The following is a 14,911-nucleotide window of genomic DNA, read 5'->3' on the forward strand; positions in this document are numbered from 1 at the left end:
GGTCATCATCAGCGATGCGCACCCGTTGGCGCTCGCCGGGGTCAAGCGAAGGCTACGAACGCATCGGATCTTCTCTTCCGACGATCGGCTGTCATCGGCCGGAGGACCTCCCGGGTTTCCACGGTGCTGTCTCTTTTCATCGGTCGACAATGCCGGCCCGATGAGCCGCCGGGACCCCCCATGGGGGTTCGACCCCCTCAAAAAGCCTGCTGAAGGAGTTCGAGATACTCACCGGCGTCCCGGTATTACTGAACACGAGTTTCAACGTGATGGGCGAGCCGATCGTGGAATCGCCGCAGGATGCTATCCGCTGCTTCTTCTCCACCGGTCTGGATTACCTGGTGTTGGGGAATTATATCGTCGGCAAGCAACCTGGCATGCTTCCCGATGTCTTGGCGGTTCGGGCATCCGCAACCTCCTGCAGCTCGCCGGTCTCCCTGGATCGGGAGAGCGTAGAGGATCCGGTTCCCCTGCAGCCCGCCGACGATCAGCCCTGCCTTCTCCAGGACCGGGAGGTGGCAGGAAGGTTTTGAGTCTGCCGGCCCGAGCACCGCTCTGGTGAAGCAGACAAAGAGCGGCTGCACAGGGGGCAGGCTCGCAAGCTCAACGGGAAATGCCCTGCCACCCCCGGTGGCTACCGGATGTCGTCATGCCTGGTGACAACTCCTTCAACTCGTTTTGAAACCAGAACCATTATAGGGTGGTGGCGCTCACACTATTTCAAATAGTATTGAAACAGAGTGGGGCGTAGCACCATGACAGACGACACCAGCAAGAACCCAAAGGAAAGCCTCGCCGGACGGATCAAGAGACTCCTTGCGCCGGAAAACGACTGCGGCTGCAGTTGCAGTTGCGGCGGCGTGAAGGTCGTGTCGAAGAAGACGGACGAGAAGAAAGAGTGACCGGAAGCGGAGAATGGCCGACGAACCGACGACCCTGACCGAGGACGAACTGGTCGAAGAGATCCGTACCTGGGCGGAGAAGTACGCCCGCGAACACGACCTGGTGCTCAACCCGGACGAACGGGTGCGAAACGCTGTCCTCCGGGGGCTTGCCCGGAACCAGCTCAGGCATGGCGAGCGCTTCTGTCCCTGCCGCATCCGGAAAGGCGTGCCGGAAGAAGATGCGAAGATTGCCTGCCCCTGTGTCTACCACAAGGAGGAGATCGCGGTTGAGGGTCACTGCCATTGCAACCTCTTCTTCCGGAAGAGTGCGGTGGAGCAGGGGGGATAAAGACGGCCGACCCCCTGCTGACAGTCCCGATCGGAGTGGAACTCCCCCGGGTGCTGCTGGCTATCCTCATCGTCGCGGTCGCCTTCATGATCGGCGTGGCCCTCCTGATGACGATGAGGAATTTGCTAGCCATAACCGAATACAGCCGTCACTATATGCTGCAGGCGGAGCCGGAGCCGTCCGAAGGGACATGGGGGCGGTGAGGAGCTGAAACGGGCACCGTCACCACGGCCGGGATCGCCTGAATTACACACCGATACAGACATTGGAGCAATGTAAAGGAACTAACTATGATTGACATACTCATCGGCGCCCTTGCATCGGGGCTTGCCTCCGTGCTCGACTACCTCTCGGCGCATGTCCTTACCTGTCTGGTGCCGGCGTTCTTCATCGCCGGAGCCATCGCGGCCTTCGTCAAGAAGGATGCAATACTGAAGTATTTCAGCCCGGACACGCCCAAGCACATCTCCTACGGGATAGCATCGGTCTCGGGGACGATCCTCGCGGTCTGCAGCTGCACCATTCTCCCGATCTTTGCCGGAATCCTCAAGAAAGGGAGCGGCATCGGCCCGGCAACGACGTTCCTCTTTGCAGGTCCCGCCATCAACATCCTCGCGATCATCTACACCGCATGGGTGCTCGGCTTCGACCTCGGGATAGCACGGGCGATCTCGGCGGTCGTGCTCGCGATCGTCATCGGGCTTCTCATGGCGCTGATCTTCCGGTCGACGGACGTCGAGACGCTCAAGAAGAAGGCGATGGCGCCGAGTGTCGCCGGGGCATGCGAGGAAGAGAAACCGCGCTGGGTCACGCCGGCGTTCTTCGCCCTCCTGGTCGGGGTGCTGGTCTTCGGCGCTTCGCCGCTTGACTGGGCGCTCCGGCTCGGCATCGTCTACATTCTCACGCTCGCGATCGCCGTCCTGCTCATTTACTATTACGACCGGGACGAGGTGACCGACTGGGGGATGGAGACCTGGGATCTCACGAAGAAGATCTTTCCGATCCTGATCGCCGGGACATTCCTTGTCGGGATCATCGCCTTCTTCCTCCCGCCGGAGACCTTCCAGCCCTACTTCGGGAACAACTCGCTCGGCGCGAACTTCCTTGCGGCGATCGCAGGGTCGATCCTTTACATGCCGACGCTGCTTGAGGTCCCGATCATCGGCACGACCTTTGGCTACTCGTCGGGGCTGATGGCCAGCGGTCCGGCGCTCGCCCTCCTGCTATCCGGGCCGACGATCAGCCTCCCCTCCGTCCTCGTCATCCACCGGATCATGGGGGCGAAGAAGACAGCGGCCTACGTGGCGCTGGTGGTCGTCTTCGCGACCATTGCCGGGTTCCTCTTCGGGAACGGGATGCTACTCATATAGGGGAGAACCTATGGAGACAAAGAAGAGAGAGAAACCCTGCTGCGCCGCCGAGGCCATGCGCCGGATCCGCCGGATCGATGTCGGCGGGGTCGTCGTTGGGCTTGCGATGCTCGACGGTATCCTGGCCGATACGGTCGCCCTTAACCTCTCTGGCGAGATTGCTATCGGCGGTGAACTGATGAAACAGGTAAAGATCTACAACTACATCCCGAAGGAAGCGGAACCGCTCTACCGGGCGGCGCTCCTTCGTGAGTACCAGAACGAGGTGAAGAAACGATGAAGGTGGAAGTGCTCGGAACCGGCTGCGCCAAATGCAAGCGGCTCGCAAAGAACGTGGAGACGGCAATCAAGGAACTCGGCATCGAGGCCGAAGTCGTCAAGGTCGACGATATCACCGAGATCATGGACCGCGGCGTGATGCTGACGCCGGCTCTTGCCGTCGACGGGGAACTGAAGGTCTCGGGCCGGGTGGCGGACGTCAAGGAGATCAAGGAGATCCTGCAGGGGTGAGATCCCTCTTCCCCTGCAAAGGAGTCTGAGAGATGGTGCTGGTTGAAGTATTCGGGACCGGCTGCGCCAAGTGCGGGCGGATGATCAAAAATGTCGAGATCGCGGTCAGGGAACTCAAGATCGATGCGGAGATCCGCAAGATCGAGAGCCTCGATGCGATGATCGAGCGGGGCGTGATGCTGACGCCGGCGCTCTACGTTGACGGCGAGGCCAAAGTCGTCGGCCACGTCCCCTGCGTTGAGGATATCAAACAGATACTGCTCGGAGAGAAGTGAGATGGCAGAACAGACAGTGCCCCGGTGTGCCTGTGGGGGTGGTGCGGAGCCGGAAGGCGGAACGAAGCGGATCATCTTCGCCTGCGCCGGCGCATCGAAGGCCGGCCAGCTCTCGAACGAGGCTGCCGTCCAGTTGACGGAGGAAGGATACGGAAATATCGCCTGCACGGCCTCACTTGCCGTCGGGACACCCTCGATCAAGAAGAAGGTCGAGACGGCGGACGAGGTGATCGTCATCGACGGCTGCCCGGTCGGGTGCGCCTGCCAGATCGCCGAGCGGGCCGGGATTACACCCGACCAGGAGATCGTGGTCACGGACCTCGGGATCGAGAAGGGCGGAAGCCTCGATCTCTCCGAAGAAGACGTGGAGAAGGTTGTCTCCGCCGCCTGGGAGGGGCGGGGAAGAGAGAAGCAGGAGCAGAAGTCTGAGGTCTCCGGTGGATGCGGCTGCGGTTGCGGTACCGATTGCGGTTGCGAGGGGCCGGCGGAGACTCTCGTCGTCGAATGGCGGCATATCGGAAGAGACATTGAGAACACCTGCGAGCGGTGCGGTGAGACTGGACGGACGGTGATAGACGTAGTCGAGCAGATACGCCCCATCTTAGAGGAGGAGGGCATCGCGGTCCGGGTTGTCGAGACCGCCCTCGAGAATGAAGCGATCGCAGAGTCGAACAGCATCCTCTTCAACGGCGTGCCGCTCGAGAAACTCATCGAGGGTATGGAGGTCACAACTACGCCCTGCGCCTCCTGCGCCTGCATCACCGGGCAGGATAACGCGGAGTGCCGGGCAATCGAGTATAACGGCGAGCGTTACGAGTCGATCCCGCCGGAGCTGATCGCCCGGGCGGCACTCAAAGCGCTCGGGCTGGAGTGATACCATGAAGAAGAAAGTCCTCTTCGTCTGCACCCACAATGCTGCCCGCTCGCAGATGGCGGAAGGCTACCTGAACGCCCGCTACGGCGACCGCTATGAGGCCTTCTCGGCCGGCACCGCGCCGGGAACCCTGAACCCCTACGCGGTCCGGGCGATGGCCGAGATCGGGATCGACATCTCCGGCCACCGCTCAAAGGATCTTGGTGTGTTCGACGAGCAGGAGATGGATCTCCTCGTCGCCGTCTGTGAAGGAGGGCTCTGCCCCTTCTTCCCCTGGGCGAAGGAGGAGATCCACCGGGAGTTCCCGGACCCCTCGAACCTCACCGGCACCGATGAGGAGATCATGGCCGGTGTCCGGCGGATCCGGGACGAGATCACCGCCTGGATCGATACGACGTTCGGAGAAGCGTGACGATGGCGGTCACCGTCATCACCTGTTCCGGGATCTCGAACACCGGAAAACTGACCGCCCAGGCCGGTGCGGCGCTCATGCGCCGCTACGGCGGGATGGTCGAGGCGTGCCTTGCGGCCACCCGGCCGACGGCGTCCTTGGAGAATGCGGTCCGGCACGCGGATCGCGTCCTGGTGCTGGATGGGTGCGGCGACTGTTGCGGGAAGAAGAAGGTGCAGGCGCTCGGAATCGAGCCGCACCTGCATATTGTCGCAACTGACTGCGGTATCGAGAAGAATGGGATGGCCGAACCGCGATTCGACGAGATCGAGCGCCTTTCAGCTGCCGTGCTTGAAGCGATCAGGGGATGAACCGCGGGTTGCCCGGCCATACCTGATCACATGTGACACACTCCCGGTAGATTCAGTGGTCCGGTACGCACGAACCGCAGAACGGCAGGGGTCACTCCCTCCAGACCTCCACCATGGATTGGTCGCCATGGTATCCGATAAACTCCTTGAGAGTGGATATCCTGGTCTTTCTTTTTCGGTGAACGGCATCAAGGGGATTGTTGTAGTAAAGGAACGCGTCATCGATTCCGGTCACCACAACCCAATGGGGCAGGTCTTCGTTGCTGCATACCAGGGAGTTTATCACGATCAACGGAACACGGTTCAGGGAGAGCGAGGTGCGGATGGTTCTGCCGGTGATTGCTTGCCGTCGTTCCCGGACCCCCAGCCTTCTGCATCGGATTCTTCTTTCGAAAAATTGCTCTCTAAGCAGTTGCATTTTCGGATCGCTCAGAGGTGGAACGACCTTTTCAACGAAATCGATTCTCCCCGTGTTGCTGGCAACTCCGGCAGAAAATCCACGGACGGCCGCAGAAAATGCCAGGCCGTACCTGCTTGTCCCGCGGACGGCAACGAGGTTTGCTTCCCGCCAGATATCGATCTCGAGATCCGTTCCAGTGCGCACGCTGTCATCCAGGTATTTCAGAGCCATCATCAGTGCGGCCGGACCGCACGTGAAGTCGTAATGCTGGCGGTAAAATGGGATATCCAGGTCGATTGACGCTCCTCGCTCGGCTCGCATGCCCTGCCTCCTCTCTGTGGATTGGATGAGTATCCTCAGATATCATTTAGTTTCCTGCTTCATCGATTCCTGAAGTGCACCGGGACGCTCCGTCCGGCGTGGTCTCCTCAATACCACTTCAAACAGCCTGTTCTTCGTTACGGATGAGCCTTCCGCACTGATTCAATTTTTTTTTGAAAAGGTTTGATACCAGTGACAGTGAGGACTTCACTGATGACCATGGACGATTACGCCGGAGAGAGCGTGTCTGCCGCTTTGCTGGCCATTAGAGAGACGACCAGCCGTTTTCGCCCCGTAACTCGACTGTCCGGGCGGCAGGCGGATGGACCGGGCAGCGATCCCGCACCGGGTGCCATGACCCTCGAAGCGGTTATATTACGGCGACAACTATAGCGTGGCGAGTTCGATGCTCTCAACCGTACTCTTCCCAGTCGCCCCCTCCGACACCACCAAACGGATGTTCTGCACCGTCCGCGAGCTGGTCGGCACCGGGGCCGGCGAGATTGCCTTCTTCCATACCGTCGAGAAGCGGGAGGCGGAAGCCGTTCCTGGGCGGCCATCGAATACGCCAGCGAGGTTCTCGAAGACTGGAGCCGGACTCTCGAAGCGGCCGGGACGCCCGTGGTCAGGTCCGAGGTGGCGGTCGGAACACCATGGATAGAGATCGTCGACCGTGCGTCGCCCCATATCGTCCTTGCTGCAGCCTGCTTCTCTCGGGTGCTGTACCTGGCGCTCCTTCTCGGGGAAGAGGAGGAGACTCTCCGGGCGCTTGAGAGGAGTATCACACGGACACGCCGGAAGGTGAACGCGATGGACAGGGTGCTGATACCCCGCATCGTCGAGACCCTGCGGTATATCGAGGAGCAGGAGCGGGAGGATCTCCACCGCAGGAAGATCACCCGGGCAAAGAAGCGGGGTGAGCCGGAGTGACCGCTGCCGCGGATCGCCCCCGACACGCAGTGGAGGAGAGCCGATATTTCCGGCAGGGGGATGCGGTGATGGAGCACCCCTGGATAAAGCATATATATCAACCTGCACAAGAACACAGAATCATTTCAAACCAAATTGTAACAGCCAATCCAGCGACAGGAGTGTCCTTGATGAAAACAAAACAACCATGCAGTCCTGATGCCCCGCGCGTGCCCCGGGGGCCTGCCTGCAGCATAACCGGACGAAAGGTCCTGCCATTAGTTGCGCTGGCGGTGCTCCTCGCCTTCACCGCCCTCTTCGCAGGGTGTACGGCAGCACCAGGCGGAGCGGATGCAGCCACCATCTCGCCGCTCAACGGCACCGTCACGAAAGTCGAAGTCATCCACTTCACCGCGCCGAACCAGTGCTACTCCTGCGTGGTGCTCGGCGACTACGCCGAAGAGACCGTGAAGACACACTTCCCCGGTGAACTCGGCTCAGGGAAGCTCGTCTTCGATCACGTCGATGTCGCCGACCCGGAAAAGAAGGAGATCGTCGAGCGTTACGGGGCGACCGGCTCGTCGCTCTGGATCGGCACCTACGACGACCAGGGTGGGTTCTCCAAAGAGGAGGATACCCGGGTCTGGTACAAACTCAACGACAAGCCCGGATTCATGCAGTATCTCAAGACGCTGATCGGGATGCGTCTCGCCGGGGACTTCTCGCAATGAGCCTGATGGGGTTCATGGAGACGATGGGGACGAGCAGTGTTCCCCTCGTCGCCGCGTTCTTCATCGGGTTGATGATGGCCCTCTCGCCCTGTCCGCTCGCGACGAACGTCGCCGCGATCGGTTACCTTTCCCGCCGGATCGGTAACCCGGGGCAGACCCTCCTCGCCGGGGCGCTCTACAGCGCGGGGAGGATGGTCGTCTACGTCGGCATCGCCGCAGCGATTGTGACCCTCGGGCTCTCCGTTCAGGGGATCTCGCTCTTCCTCCAGACCTGGGGCGAGGTGCTCGTCGGCCCGCTGCTGATCGCGATCGGGGTCGTGATGCTCGATCTCGTCCCGCTCCCCTCCTTTCGGGGCGGCAGCAGGCGGTTTGCCGCATTCAAGGAGCGGGTCGCCGACCGGGGGCTCGCGGGAAGTTTCATCCTCGGCGTGCTCTTCGCATTGACCTTCTGCCCCTTCTCGGCGGTGCTCTTCTTTGCGATGCTCGTCCCGCTGGCGCTCCGGACCTCTGACCCGCTCGGGGTACCGGCGGTCTTTGCCGTCGCGACCGCTCTGCCGGTGATCGCGTTCTCGCTGATCATGGTGACCGGGATCGCGAAGGTGGGGAGCGCGATGAAGGCGGCGGAGAGGTTCGAGTACTGGACGCGGCGCATCGTCGGGGTGCTCTTCATCGGGATCGGGGTCTACCTCCTCGCGGCAATGCTGATTGGGTGAGGTTGAATACCACCGTCGTGCAGGGTCTACCATCGTTCTCCGGGCCCGCGCCGTTTCCCTCCCCCACGCGGCGCGTATGCGTGGGGACCAGGCTCCTGTCCGTGACCGGTCTGAACCGTCCTGCAGGTCCCTGCTGCGTGCTACAGGGATTCAATGTTATCGGAATGAGAAACGGACCATGAACTTCAATTAAGTAGTGCATGGACAGATTACTCTACACGGAAAAGGCCCCATGTCTTCCAACGAGCGACGGATAAAAAGCCGGATGAAAGTCGGTGCAGGGTTCGCGTTCTTCGGACTGGCGTGCCCGTTCTTCTGGTTGAATCTGTTTTATGGCGACTCCGGGTTTGAGACCTGGGTTTACGGCATCCATTCCGCTATTTTCATCATCATCGGACTTACACTGCTGGGAAAAGGGTGGTACGACCTGAAACGGGTCCGAATTAATGCCTAGATGAGAGCGCTCGTTGAACAAGATCCCCTCACATCCTCTTCGGCATCATACCCGTGCCGCTCGGGAGATCCGCTGCCCATCAGGGCTCCCGGTTATTGGGGGGAGGCGCCGGGGTCGCAGAGGACCTGTCCCCGGGACCCCGTTGGCGCCTCCTGGTAGCAGGCGGACGTTGATCGCCGAACCCTCTCTCGAACCTCTTCGCGGGCTGTCAAGACCTCCCCCTCAATTCCACGCAGGTGCAGGCAGGACAGGGTTCATACGACCCCCTGATCGATGGCGCACTGTGCGGCCGGCTCATTCGCGTACCACCGTTTTTTGAGCCAGAGCGCGACGTTGACGAGCCCTATCAGGATCGGCACCTCGATGAGCGGGCCGATCACGGTGGCGAATGCGACCTGCGAGCCGATGCCGAAGACCGCAACAGCGACGGCGATGGCGAGTTCGAAGTTGTTCGACGCTGCTGTGAAGGCCAGGGTCGCCGAACGCGGGTAGTCGACGTTGAGCCGGTGGCTCATCCAGAACGCGACGAAGAACATCACGAGGAAGTAGATCAGGAGCGGGATCGCGACCCGGACGACGTCGAACGGGACCTGGATGATGTTCGCCCCCTGGGTCGAGAACATCACGATGATCGTGAAGAGCAGGGCGACGAGGGTCAGGGGCGAGATCCGCGGGATGAACCGGGTCTCATACCACTCCTTCGATCGTACCCGAAGCAGGATAAAGCGGGTCAGAAACCCGGCGATGAACGGGATGCCGAGGTAGATGAAGACCGAGGTCGCGATCTCGGCGATCGTGATGCTGATCGCGGTGCCGGTCCCGATCCCGAGGAGCGGCGGCAGAACCGTGATGAAGATGTACGCGTAGATCGAGTAGAAGAAGACCTGGAAGACGGAGTTTAAGCCCACCACCGCGGCACAGTAGTCGCAGCTCCCGCCAGCGAGGTCGTTCCAGACGATCACCATCGCAATACAGCGCGCGATCCCGATCAAAATCAGGCCGTACATCAACTCCGGCCGGTCGGCGAGGAAGAGGACCGCGAGGGCGAACATCAGGACCGGGCCGACGACCCAGTTCTGGAAGAGCGATAAGCCCAGCACCTTCCGGTCGCGGAAGACGCTGCCGAGTTCCTCATACCGGACCTTCGCGAGCGGCGGGTACATCATCACGATCAGGCCGATCGCAATCGGGATCGAGGTCGTGCCGACCGCAAAGCCGGTGATCGCCTGCGGGACCGAGGGGAAGAAGTAGCCGATCCCGATCCCGATCGCCATCGCAAGGAAGATCCAGAGAGTCAGGTAGCGATCAAGGAACGAGAGCCGTTTCATAGTTTCAGCCATGGTTGTTCTCCGTGGTGTCCGGGGGTGTGCCAGCCCCCGGGCTGGCGACGTCCAGCCCCGGGGATCGACCATCGACCAGCATAATCATCGTCTTTTGTTGCATCAAGTCGCCTCGATTTGGTCCGTGTAACTGCAATCAGCGCCGGTCCCCAGGGACCGCGGTCACGCCCGCCTTCTTCACCGCCATCACGATATCGTCGACCGAGACAGCGGCCGGGTCGTAGGCGACCTTCAGCTGGTTCGTGATCCCATTCAGGGTGAAAGTGGTCACCCCCTTCAGGGCCTTCACCCGTCTCTCGACCATCTGCCCCTCACAGGCGCAACCGAGCCCTTCGAGCCGGAACGTCGCGGTCGCAGGACCGGACGATCCGGAACCGTTGCCGGGGATGGGGGCTGGAGGCAGCACCTCGTCGGCAGGCTCTCCGCAACAACAGCAACCTTCTGTCTCGACGAGGATTGAGGTCGGCAAATCCCAGTCGAGCGACGTATCACCGCAGGAACATCCGGCCCCCGGGGAGGCTGTCGCCGTCGATGCCGCACCAACGTCCTCCGCGCCGGAACAGCACGAACCTGTCGCCCCGGCGGCGACGGAGATCTGCGGCTCTCCGCACGAACAGCAACCGGCTCCGGCCGTTGAAGGAACGGGTAGCACATCGCCCGCAGGAGCGGCACAGGAACAGCAGCCAACAGTCGCCGTCGCCTGCGCTGCAGTCGGAATGGCGGGAGCCCCTATTTGGGCAACAGCGGGGCTCTCAGGTTCGGCACCGCTCCGCCACGTCAACAGACGCAGGGCGTTCAAGATCACGAAGACCGCGCTCCCCTCGTTCAGGAGCAGGCCCGTGACCAGCCCGAGGTAGCCGAGCAGGGCCGCCACGACCATGAACGCGACGTTGATCAGCGAGACGGCGATGTTCTGCCGGATCACGGTGACCGTTCGGTGCGAGAGTTCACGCACATACGCCAGTTTCCCGAGGTCGTCGGACATCAGCACCACGTCGCCGGCCTCGATCGCGATGTCCGTGCCTGCCGCGCCCATCGCGATGCCGACGTCCGCGGCGGCCATGGCCGGTGCGTCGTTGATGCCGTCGCCGACCATGGCCACTGCACCGTACCGCTCTCTCAACTGCCGCACCACGTCGACCTTATCCGTCGGCAGGAGCTGCGCCCGGTATTCATCCACACCGACACGCTGTGCGATGGCCCGGGCGCTCCGCTCGTTGTCCCCGGTCAACATCACGGTCCGGACACCGGCGTGTTTTAACCGCTGCAAGGCCTCGACAGCGCCGGGCCGCACCTCATCGGCGATCGCGACCAGGCCGGCGAGCGTCCCGTCGCGGCTGACCAGGACCACGGTCCGGCCTTCACCCTCGATCCGGGCGATCGTCTCCTCCGCGTGACCGATCTCGATACCCTCTTCGAGCATGGCGCGGGGGCTGCCGATGCGGCATGCCTGGCCGTCCACCGTCGCCGCGACCCCGCGCCCGGCCGTCTCCTCGAACTGAACGGCCGGCCGACCCGAGAACGTCCCGCTCTCGCGAGCCTTCCGGACGATCGCGGCCGCGAGGGGGTGGCCTGACCGCGACTCGATGCAGGCGGCAAGGTCGAGCAGTTCATCCCCGGTGAGATCGTCAAAGGTCACGACATCCGTGACCGCGGGCCGTCCGATGGTCAGGGTCCCGGTCTTGTCGAACGCGATCGCCTTCACCGTCTCGATGGTCTCAAGGTAGGCGCCGCCCTTGAAGACGGTTCCCTGCTTTGCAGCGTTCGCCATTGCGCCCACCACCGCGACGGGCACGGAGAGCGCAAGGCCGCAGGAGCACGAGACCACGAAGACGACGAGCCCGCGGTAGATGAACGGGTACCACTCGGCACCGAAGAAGAGCGGCGGCACGGTGGCGACCAGCACCCCGAGGACGAACATGACCGGCGTGTACCACTTCCCGAAGGAGTCCGAAAATCGCTGGTATGATGTCCGTTTCGCCTGCGCCTCCTCGACCGAGAGGATGATCCGGGAGAGCATCGTTTCGGACGCCGGTTTTGTGACCCGGACCTCGAGTGACCCGTTCTGGTTGATCGTCCCGGCGAAAACGTCCTCGCCGGGGCCGCGGTGCACGGGAACCGGTTCTCCCGTGACCGCTGCCTGGTCGACATACGACGACCCCGCGACGACCGTGCCGTCGACCGGCACCCGCTCGCCCGGTCGGACGATCACGACTTCGCCGACGCTGATCGTCTCGACCGCACAGATGGTCTCGCGGCCGTTGCGCCGGACCAGCGCTTCTTTCGGCACGAGCGCCATGAGCGACCGGATCGCACCCCGGGCTTTATCCACGGCGTAGGACTCGAGGACGTCGCCGAGCGAGTAGACGATGATCAGGACCGCGGCCTCCCCCCAGAGTCCGAGCGCCATCGCGCCGACAGAGCCGATCAGCATGAGCAGGTGGATCGTCGGCGTCAGGTTCTTGAGCGCGATCAGCGCCTTTCGTGCCGGGTAGTAGACGCCGATGAGCACGGCGAGCAGGTAGAGCCCGTTCACGATGGTGAGCGACGTCCCGAGGTATCCCGCGGCGAAGGCGATCACCGCGGTGAGGAAGCTCCCGTAGAGGGCGAGCTGTTGCGGCTCACGCCACCAGGTGCTCTTCCGCCCCTCGCTCCGCACCTGCGAGGCGGTCATCCCCGTCTCAGCGACGGTGCGGATGATCTCCTGGACACTGACGATCGCGGGATCGTAGGTGATCCGGGCCTGGCCGGTGACCGGCGTAATCTCGTGGCCCCGGACGCCGGCAAGGGCGTCCAGTTTCCGGGCGAGCAGGTCGGCGTTGCAGGTGCAGTCCATCCCCTGAATCTGCAGGGTAACCGTATCGGTATCGGATGTTGATGATGCGGTGCTCATCTCGCTTCCATCTCCTGGCGTGGAGATCCCGAACAGGAGACCGCTCCTTCGAATACTCTCACACCATTGTTCGTCATGGTGATCCCCCACAGGAAATCGGTACTTCAATCTTCTGAATATCGAGGATCTCCAGGATCTGGACCGCCTGGCCCGACCTGATCCTGTACCAGATGTTCACACCGTCCCTCCGCGACTCGAGAACCCCGGCCTCCTCCAGGACCCTGAGATGCTGCGAAACCGTCGGCTGTGCCTTTCCGACGGCCGGCACGAGTGTACACGCACATCGCTCGCCGTCCATCAGGCATTGGACGATCTTTATCCGCGTCTCGTCGGCGAGAGCTTTCAGCAGTTTTATCCTCCCCTGCATATCCACAAATTGGTATATTCAAATATATGAATATGATCGCGCTGGTCGGGATCTGGCGTCTCCTGAGTCGGGCCCGACCGGAGACGGGTCTGGGCCGCCGGGAATGAGGAGAATGTCCGCGGTGAAGACGTCTGCAGAGACGATCACCTGCGATGCTGAACGCTGCCCCCCGGCTCCGGGACCGGTGGCATGGCGGAGAGGCGACAGAAAGATGTCCCGTCGATTCCCAAGATGATACCATGAAGAAGGAACTCGTCATCGAATGGAAGCACATCGGGAACGAGATCGAGAAGACCGCCGAAGAGTTTGAGGAGACCGGAATGACGCTCTCGGCCGTTCTCGCGGAGATCCGGATGCTCCTCGAGATGGAGGGGATCAGCGTCCGGGTGGATGAGACCGTCCTCCCCGATGATGCCCCCGCCGGTTCGGAGGCTCTCCTCTTCAACGGGGTGCCGATCGAGGAACTTCTCGCGGGGGTCGAGGTGACTGCCGCATCCTGCTCCTGTGCATCCTGCGACTCCTGCGGGGGAGACGCGGAGTGCCGGACGCTCTGCTACAACGGCGAGGAGTACGAGGCAATCCCGCCGGAACTGATCGGGCGGGCGGCCGCAAAAGCCCTTGAGCTGGAGTGAGTCCGTGGCGGAGCCCGTCACCCTCGTCACGTGTTCAGGCCTCTCGAACACCGGGAAGTTGACCGCCCGGGCAGGCATGGTGGTCTGGCAGCGGTACCCGGAATCCGTGGAGGCGTTGCTCCCGGCAAACCGCCCGCCGGCCTCGCTCGAGGAGGCGACACGCTCCGCGGGGCGTGTCCTCGCGCTGGACGGCTGCGAAGACACCTGTGCGCTCAAAAAACTCCGGGAGATCGGGGTCGAGCCGGACCTGCACGTCGTCGCGACCGGGTGCGGGATCGTGAAGAACGGCATGGCGGAGCCGCGGTTCGACGAGATCGAGCGGCTCGTGGGGGTGGTGATTGGGGCGATCCGGGACGGGCAGCAGCCCTGAGCGCATCACTCCTCCGGGCCATAGCATCGCCGGAGAATTACCGGGGCGTTTGGCGAGGCTCCGGCGGCTGCATCCGCAAGCAGCGGGGGATCGCCGGCGATGCGGCCCCCGGGGAGCGGGAAATCTGGAGCCCCGGAGGCCGTCTGCGCCTCCCGCCACTCCCAGACGGCATCCATCACAGCATCCGCCGTTGCCATGACGCTCGCGGCCCCGACGTCCACCACGACGGGATTTATAATGTTCCAGCGTCCGACGACCGTATCGAGGAGCCGGCGCCGGACCGTCCAGACCATCGGTGGGTGTGGGTGCGCGAGCAATCGGTCGATCTGCTCCGCCCAGACCGCACCCTGGAGCTCGAACCTCCCCACCTCGTCGATGACCACCAGGTCGGTCTCCCGGGGATCCGGCGGTGCGAGCGCCCGGCGGCCGAAGAGAAGCCCTTCAGGCCGGAAGTAGAATCGGCCGTGGGCCTCGCACCGGGGATCGGGATCGATGGAAGAGAGTTCTTCATGTCTGCCGGTGGCGAGGTCGACGAGGGTGAACCCGGACCTCCGCCCGTCCCGCATATGGCCGGGAGCGATCACGCCCCGGACCCGCACGTTCAGCCCGACGGTGAACCCGAGAACCAGGTGCAGGAACGTCGTCTTGCACTGGCCCTGCTCGCCGGTGATGATGAAGACCGGTGTCCGGTCGCTCATCCGGGGAGACCCCCGGTTATGAGGGCTGAACAGGGGGGTAAGGGAATCTCCCGGCCGGG

22 protein-coding genes are annotated in these 14,911 nt (G+C 62.7%); 17 read left to right on the plus strand and 5 right to left on the minus strand.

The features are described from left to right. The first annotated feature begins 248 nt into the window (after positions 1 to 248). The 11 genes from BRA42_RS14500 (at position 249) to BRA42_RS05100 (ending at position 5,024) form a co-directional block, all read left to right on the plus strand. On the plus strand, positions 249 to 533 hold the full coding sequence (locus BRA42_RS14500) for a carbamoyltransferase C-terminal domain-containing protein (RefSeq protein ID WP_366143504.1): 285 nt from the start codon (positions 249 to 251) through the stop codon (positions 531 to 533). A gap of 222 nt (positions 534 to 755) precedes the next feature. Further along, positions 756 to 902 carry a hypothetical protein gene (locus BRA42_RS05055; RefSeq protein WP_292409544.1) on the plus strand — a complete coding sequence of 49 codons (147 nt, stop codon included), beginning with the start codon at positions 756 to 758 and terminating at the stop codon, positions 900 to 902. Positions 903 to 915: 13 nt separating this feature from the next. Beyond that, the gene (locus BRA42_RS05060) at positions 916 to 1,233 is read left to right on the plus strand and encodes a ferredoxin-thioredoxin reductase catalytic domain-containing protein (RefSeq protein WP_292409545.1); all 318 of its coding nucleotides are present in this window, start codon (positions 916 to 918) and stop codon (positions 1,231 to 1,233) included. A 50-nt stretch (positions 1,234 to 1,283) separates the two neighbouring features. Then, a complete protein-coding gene (locus BRA42_RS05065) occupies positions 1,284 to 1,436 on the plus strand; it encodes a hypothetical protein (protein ID WP_292409547.1) in 153 nt (50 codons plus the stop codon). Positions 1,437 to 1,523: 87 nt separating this feature from the next. Further along, positions 1,524 to 2,603 carry a permease gene (locus BRA42_RS05070; RefSeq protein WP_292409549.1) on the plus strand — a complete coding sequence of 360 codons (1,080 nt, stop codon included), beginning with the start codon at positions 1,524 to 1,526 and terminating at the stop codon, positions 2,601 to 2,603. A 10-nt stretch (positions 2,604 to 2,613) separates the two neighbouring features. Then, positions 2,614 to 2,883, plus strand: a complete 270-nt coding sequence (locus BRA42_RS05075) for a hypothetical protein (RefSeq protein ID WP_292383443.1) — start codon at positions 2,614 to 2,616, stop codon at positions 2,881 to 2,883. After that, complete coding sequence (locus tag BRA42_RS05080) at positions 2,880 to 3,113, plus strand: thioredoxin family protein (protein WP_292383441.1); 234 nt, start codon at positions 2,880 to 2,882, stop codon at positions 3,111 to 3,113. Before BRA42_RS05075 ends, BRA42_RS05080 begins: the two co-directional genes overlap by 4 nt. Before the next feature lie 32 nt (positions 3,114 to 3,145). After that, entirely contained in the window at positions 3,146 to 3,388 is a 243-nt protein-coding gene (locus tag BRA42_RS05085) for a thioredoxin family protein (protein WP_292383440.1), read from the plus strand. A gap of 1 nt (position 3,389) precedes the next feature. Further along, the gene (locus BRA42_RS05090; protein WP_292383438.1) at positions 3,390 to 4,262 is read left to right on the plus strand and encodes a putative zinc-binding protein; all 873 of its coding nucleotides are present in this window, start codon (positions 3,390 to 3,392) and stop codon (positions 4,260 to 4,262) included. Positions 4,263 to 4,266: 4 nt separating this feature from the next. Beyond that, the gene (locus BRA42_RS05095; RefSeq protein WP_292383436.1) at positions 4,267 to 4,674 is read left to right on the plus strand and encodes an arsenate reductase ArsC; all 408 of its coding nucleotides are present in this window, start codon (positions 4,267 to 4,269) and stop codon (positions 4,672 to 4,674) included. A gap of 2 nt (positions 4,675 to 4,676) precedes the next feature. Next, positions 4,677 to 5,024: a putative zinc-binding protein gene (locus BRA42_RS05100; protein WP_292383745.1), complete on the plus strand. Its 348-nt coding sequence runs from the start codon at positions 4,677 to 4,679 to the stop codon at positions 5,022 to 5,024. Positions 5,025 to 5,115: 91 nt separating this feature from the next. On the opposite strand, the gene BRA42_RS05105 is transcribed toward BRA42_RS05100, so the two are convergent. Then, on the minus strand, positions 5,116 to 5,745 hold the full coding sequence (locus BRA42_RS05105; protein ID WP_292383434.1) for a peptidase C39 family protein: 630 nt from the start codon (positions 5,743 to 5,745) through the stop codon (positions 5,116 to 5,118). Between the two features lie 636 nt (positions 5,746 to 6,381). On the opposite strand from BRA42_RS05105, the gene BRA42_RS05110 reads away from it, so the two are divergent. The 4 genes from BRA42_RS05110 to BRA42_RS05125 all read left to right on the plus strand — a co-directional run bounded on the left by BRA42_RS05110 (position 6,382) and on the right by BRA42_RS05125 (position 8,552). Then, a complete protein-coding gene (locus tag BRA42_RS05110) occupies positions 6,382 to 6,675 on the plus strand; it encodes a V-type ATP synthase subunit D (protein ID WP_292409551.1) in 294 nt (97 codons plus the stop codon). 170 nt (positions 6,676 to 6,845) lie between these two features. Then, positions 6,846 to 7,385: a nitrophenyl compound nitroreductase subunit ArsF family protein gene (locus BRA42_RS05115; RefSeq protein ID WP_292383431.1), complete on the plus strand. Its 540-nt coding sequence runs from the start codon at positions 6,846 to 6,848 to the stop codon at positions 7,383 to 7,385. After that, the gene (locus BRA42_RS05120; RefSeq protein ID WP_292409553.1) at positions 7,382 to 8,098 is read left to right on the plus strand and encodes an aromatic aminobenezylarsenical efflux permease ArsG family transporter; all 717 of its coding nucleotides are present in this window, start codon (positions 7,382 to 7,384) and stop codon (positions 8,096 to 8,098) included. The genes BRA42_RS05115 and BRA42_RS05120 overlap by 4 nt, the downstream gene beginning before the upstream one ends. Before the next feature lie 265 nt (positions 8,099 to 8,363). Next, complete coding sequence (locus tag BRA42_RS05125) at positions 8,364 to 8,552, plus strand: hypothetical protein (protein WP_292409555.1); 189 nt, start codon at positions 8,364 to 8,366, stop codon at positions 8,550 to 8,552. Positions 8,553 to 8,806: 254 nt separating this feature from the next. On the opposite strand, the gene arsB is transcribed toward BRA42_RS05125, so the two are convergent. From arsB to BRA42_RS05140, 3 genes are all read right to left on the minus strand, one after another. Further along, entirely contained in the window at positions 8,807 to 9,892 is a 1,086-nt protein-coding gene (gene arsB, locus BRA42_RS05130) for an ACR3 family arsenite efflux transporter (protein ID WP_292383427.1), read from the minus strand. Positions 9,893 to 10,028: 136 nt separating this feature from the next. Then, complete coding sequence (locus BRA42_RS05135; protein ID WP_292409557.1) at positions 10,029 to 12,785, minus strand: heavy metal translocating P-type ATPase; 2,757 nt, start codon at positions 12,783 to 12,785, stop codon at positions 10,029 to 10,031. 73 nt (positions 12,786 to 12,858) lie between these two features. Beyond that, positions 12,859 to 13,152, minus strand: a complete 294-nt coding sequence (locus BRA42_RS05140) for an ArsR/SmtB family transcription factor (RefSeq protein WP_292409572.1) — start codon at positions 13,150 to 13,152, stop codon at positions 12,859 to 12,861. 239 nt (positions 13,153 to 13,391) lie between these two features. Here BRA42_RS05140 and BRA42_RS05145 point away from each other — a divergent pair, with 239 nt between their 5' ends. Both BRA42_RS05145 and BRA42_RS05150 read left to right on the plus strand, forming a co-directional pair. Then, positions 13,392 to 13,784: a DUF2703 domain-containing protein gene (locus tag BRA42_RS05145; protein WP_292409559.1), complete on the plus strand. Its 393-nt coding sequence runs from the start codon at positions 13,392 to 13,394 to the stop codon at positions 13,782 to 13,784. Positions 13,785 to 13,788: 4 nt separating this feature from the next. Continuing rightward, complete coding sequence (locus BRA42_RS05150) at positions 13,789 to 14,154, plus strand: putative zinc-binding protein (protein ID WP_292409561.1); 366 nt, start codon at positions 13,789 to 13,791, stop codon at positions 14,152 to 14,154. Positions 14,155 to 14,159: 5 nt separating this feature from the next. On the opposite strand, the gene BRA42_RS05155 is transcribed toward BRA42_RS05150, so the two are convergent. Then, positions 14,160 to 14,852 carry a nucleoside-triphosphatase gene (locus tag BRA42_RS05155; RefSeq protein ID WP_342770287.1) on the minus strand — a complete coding sequence of 231 codons (693 nt, stop codon included), beginning with the start codon at positions 14,850 to 14,852 and terminating at the stop codon, positions 14,160 to 14,162. Positions 14,853 to 14,911: the final 59 nt, after the last annotated feature.

The organism is Methanoculleus sp. UBA374, assembly GCA_002508705.1.
GTDB classification, from domain to species: Archaea; Halobacteriota; Methanomicrobia; order Methanomicrobiales; family Methanoculleaceae; genus Methanoculleus; species Methanoculleus palmolei.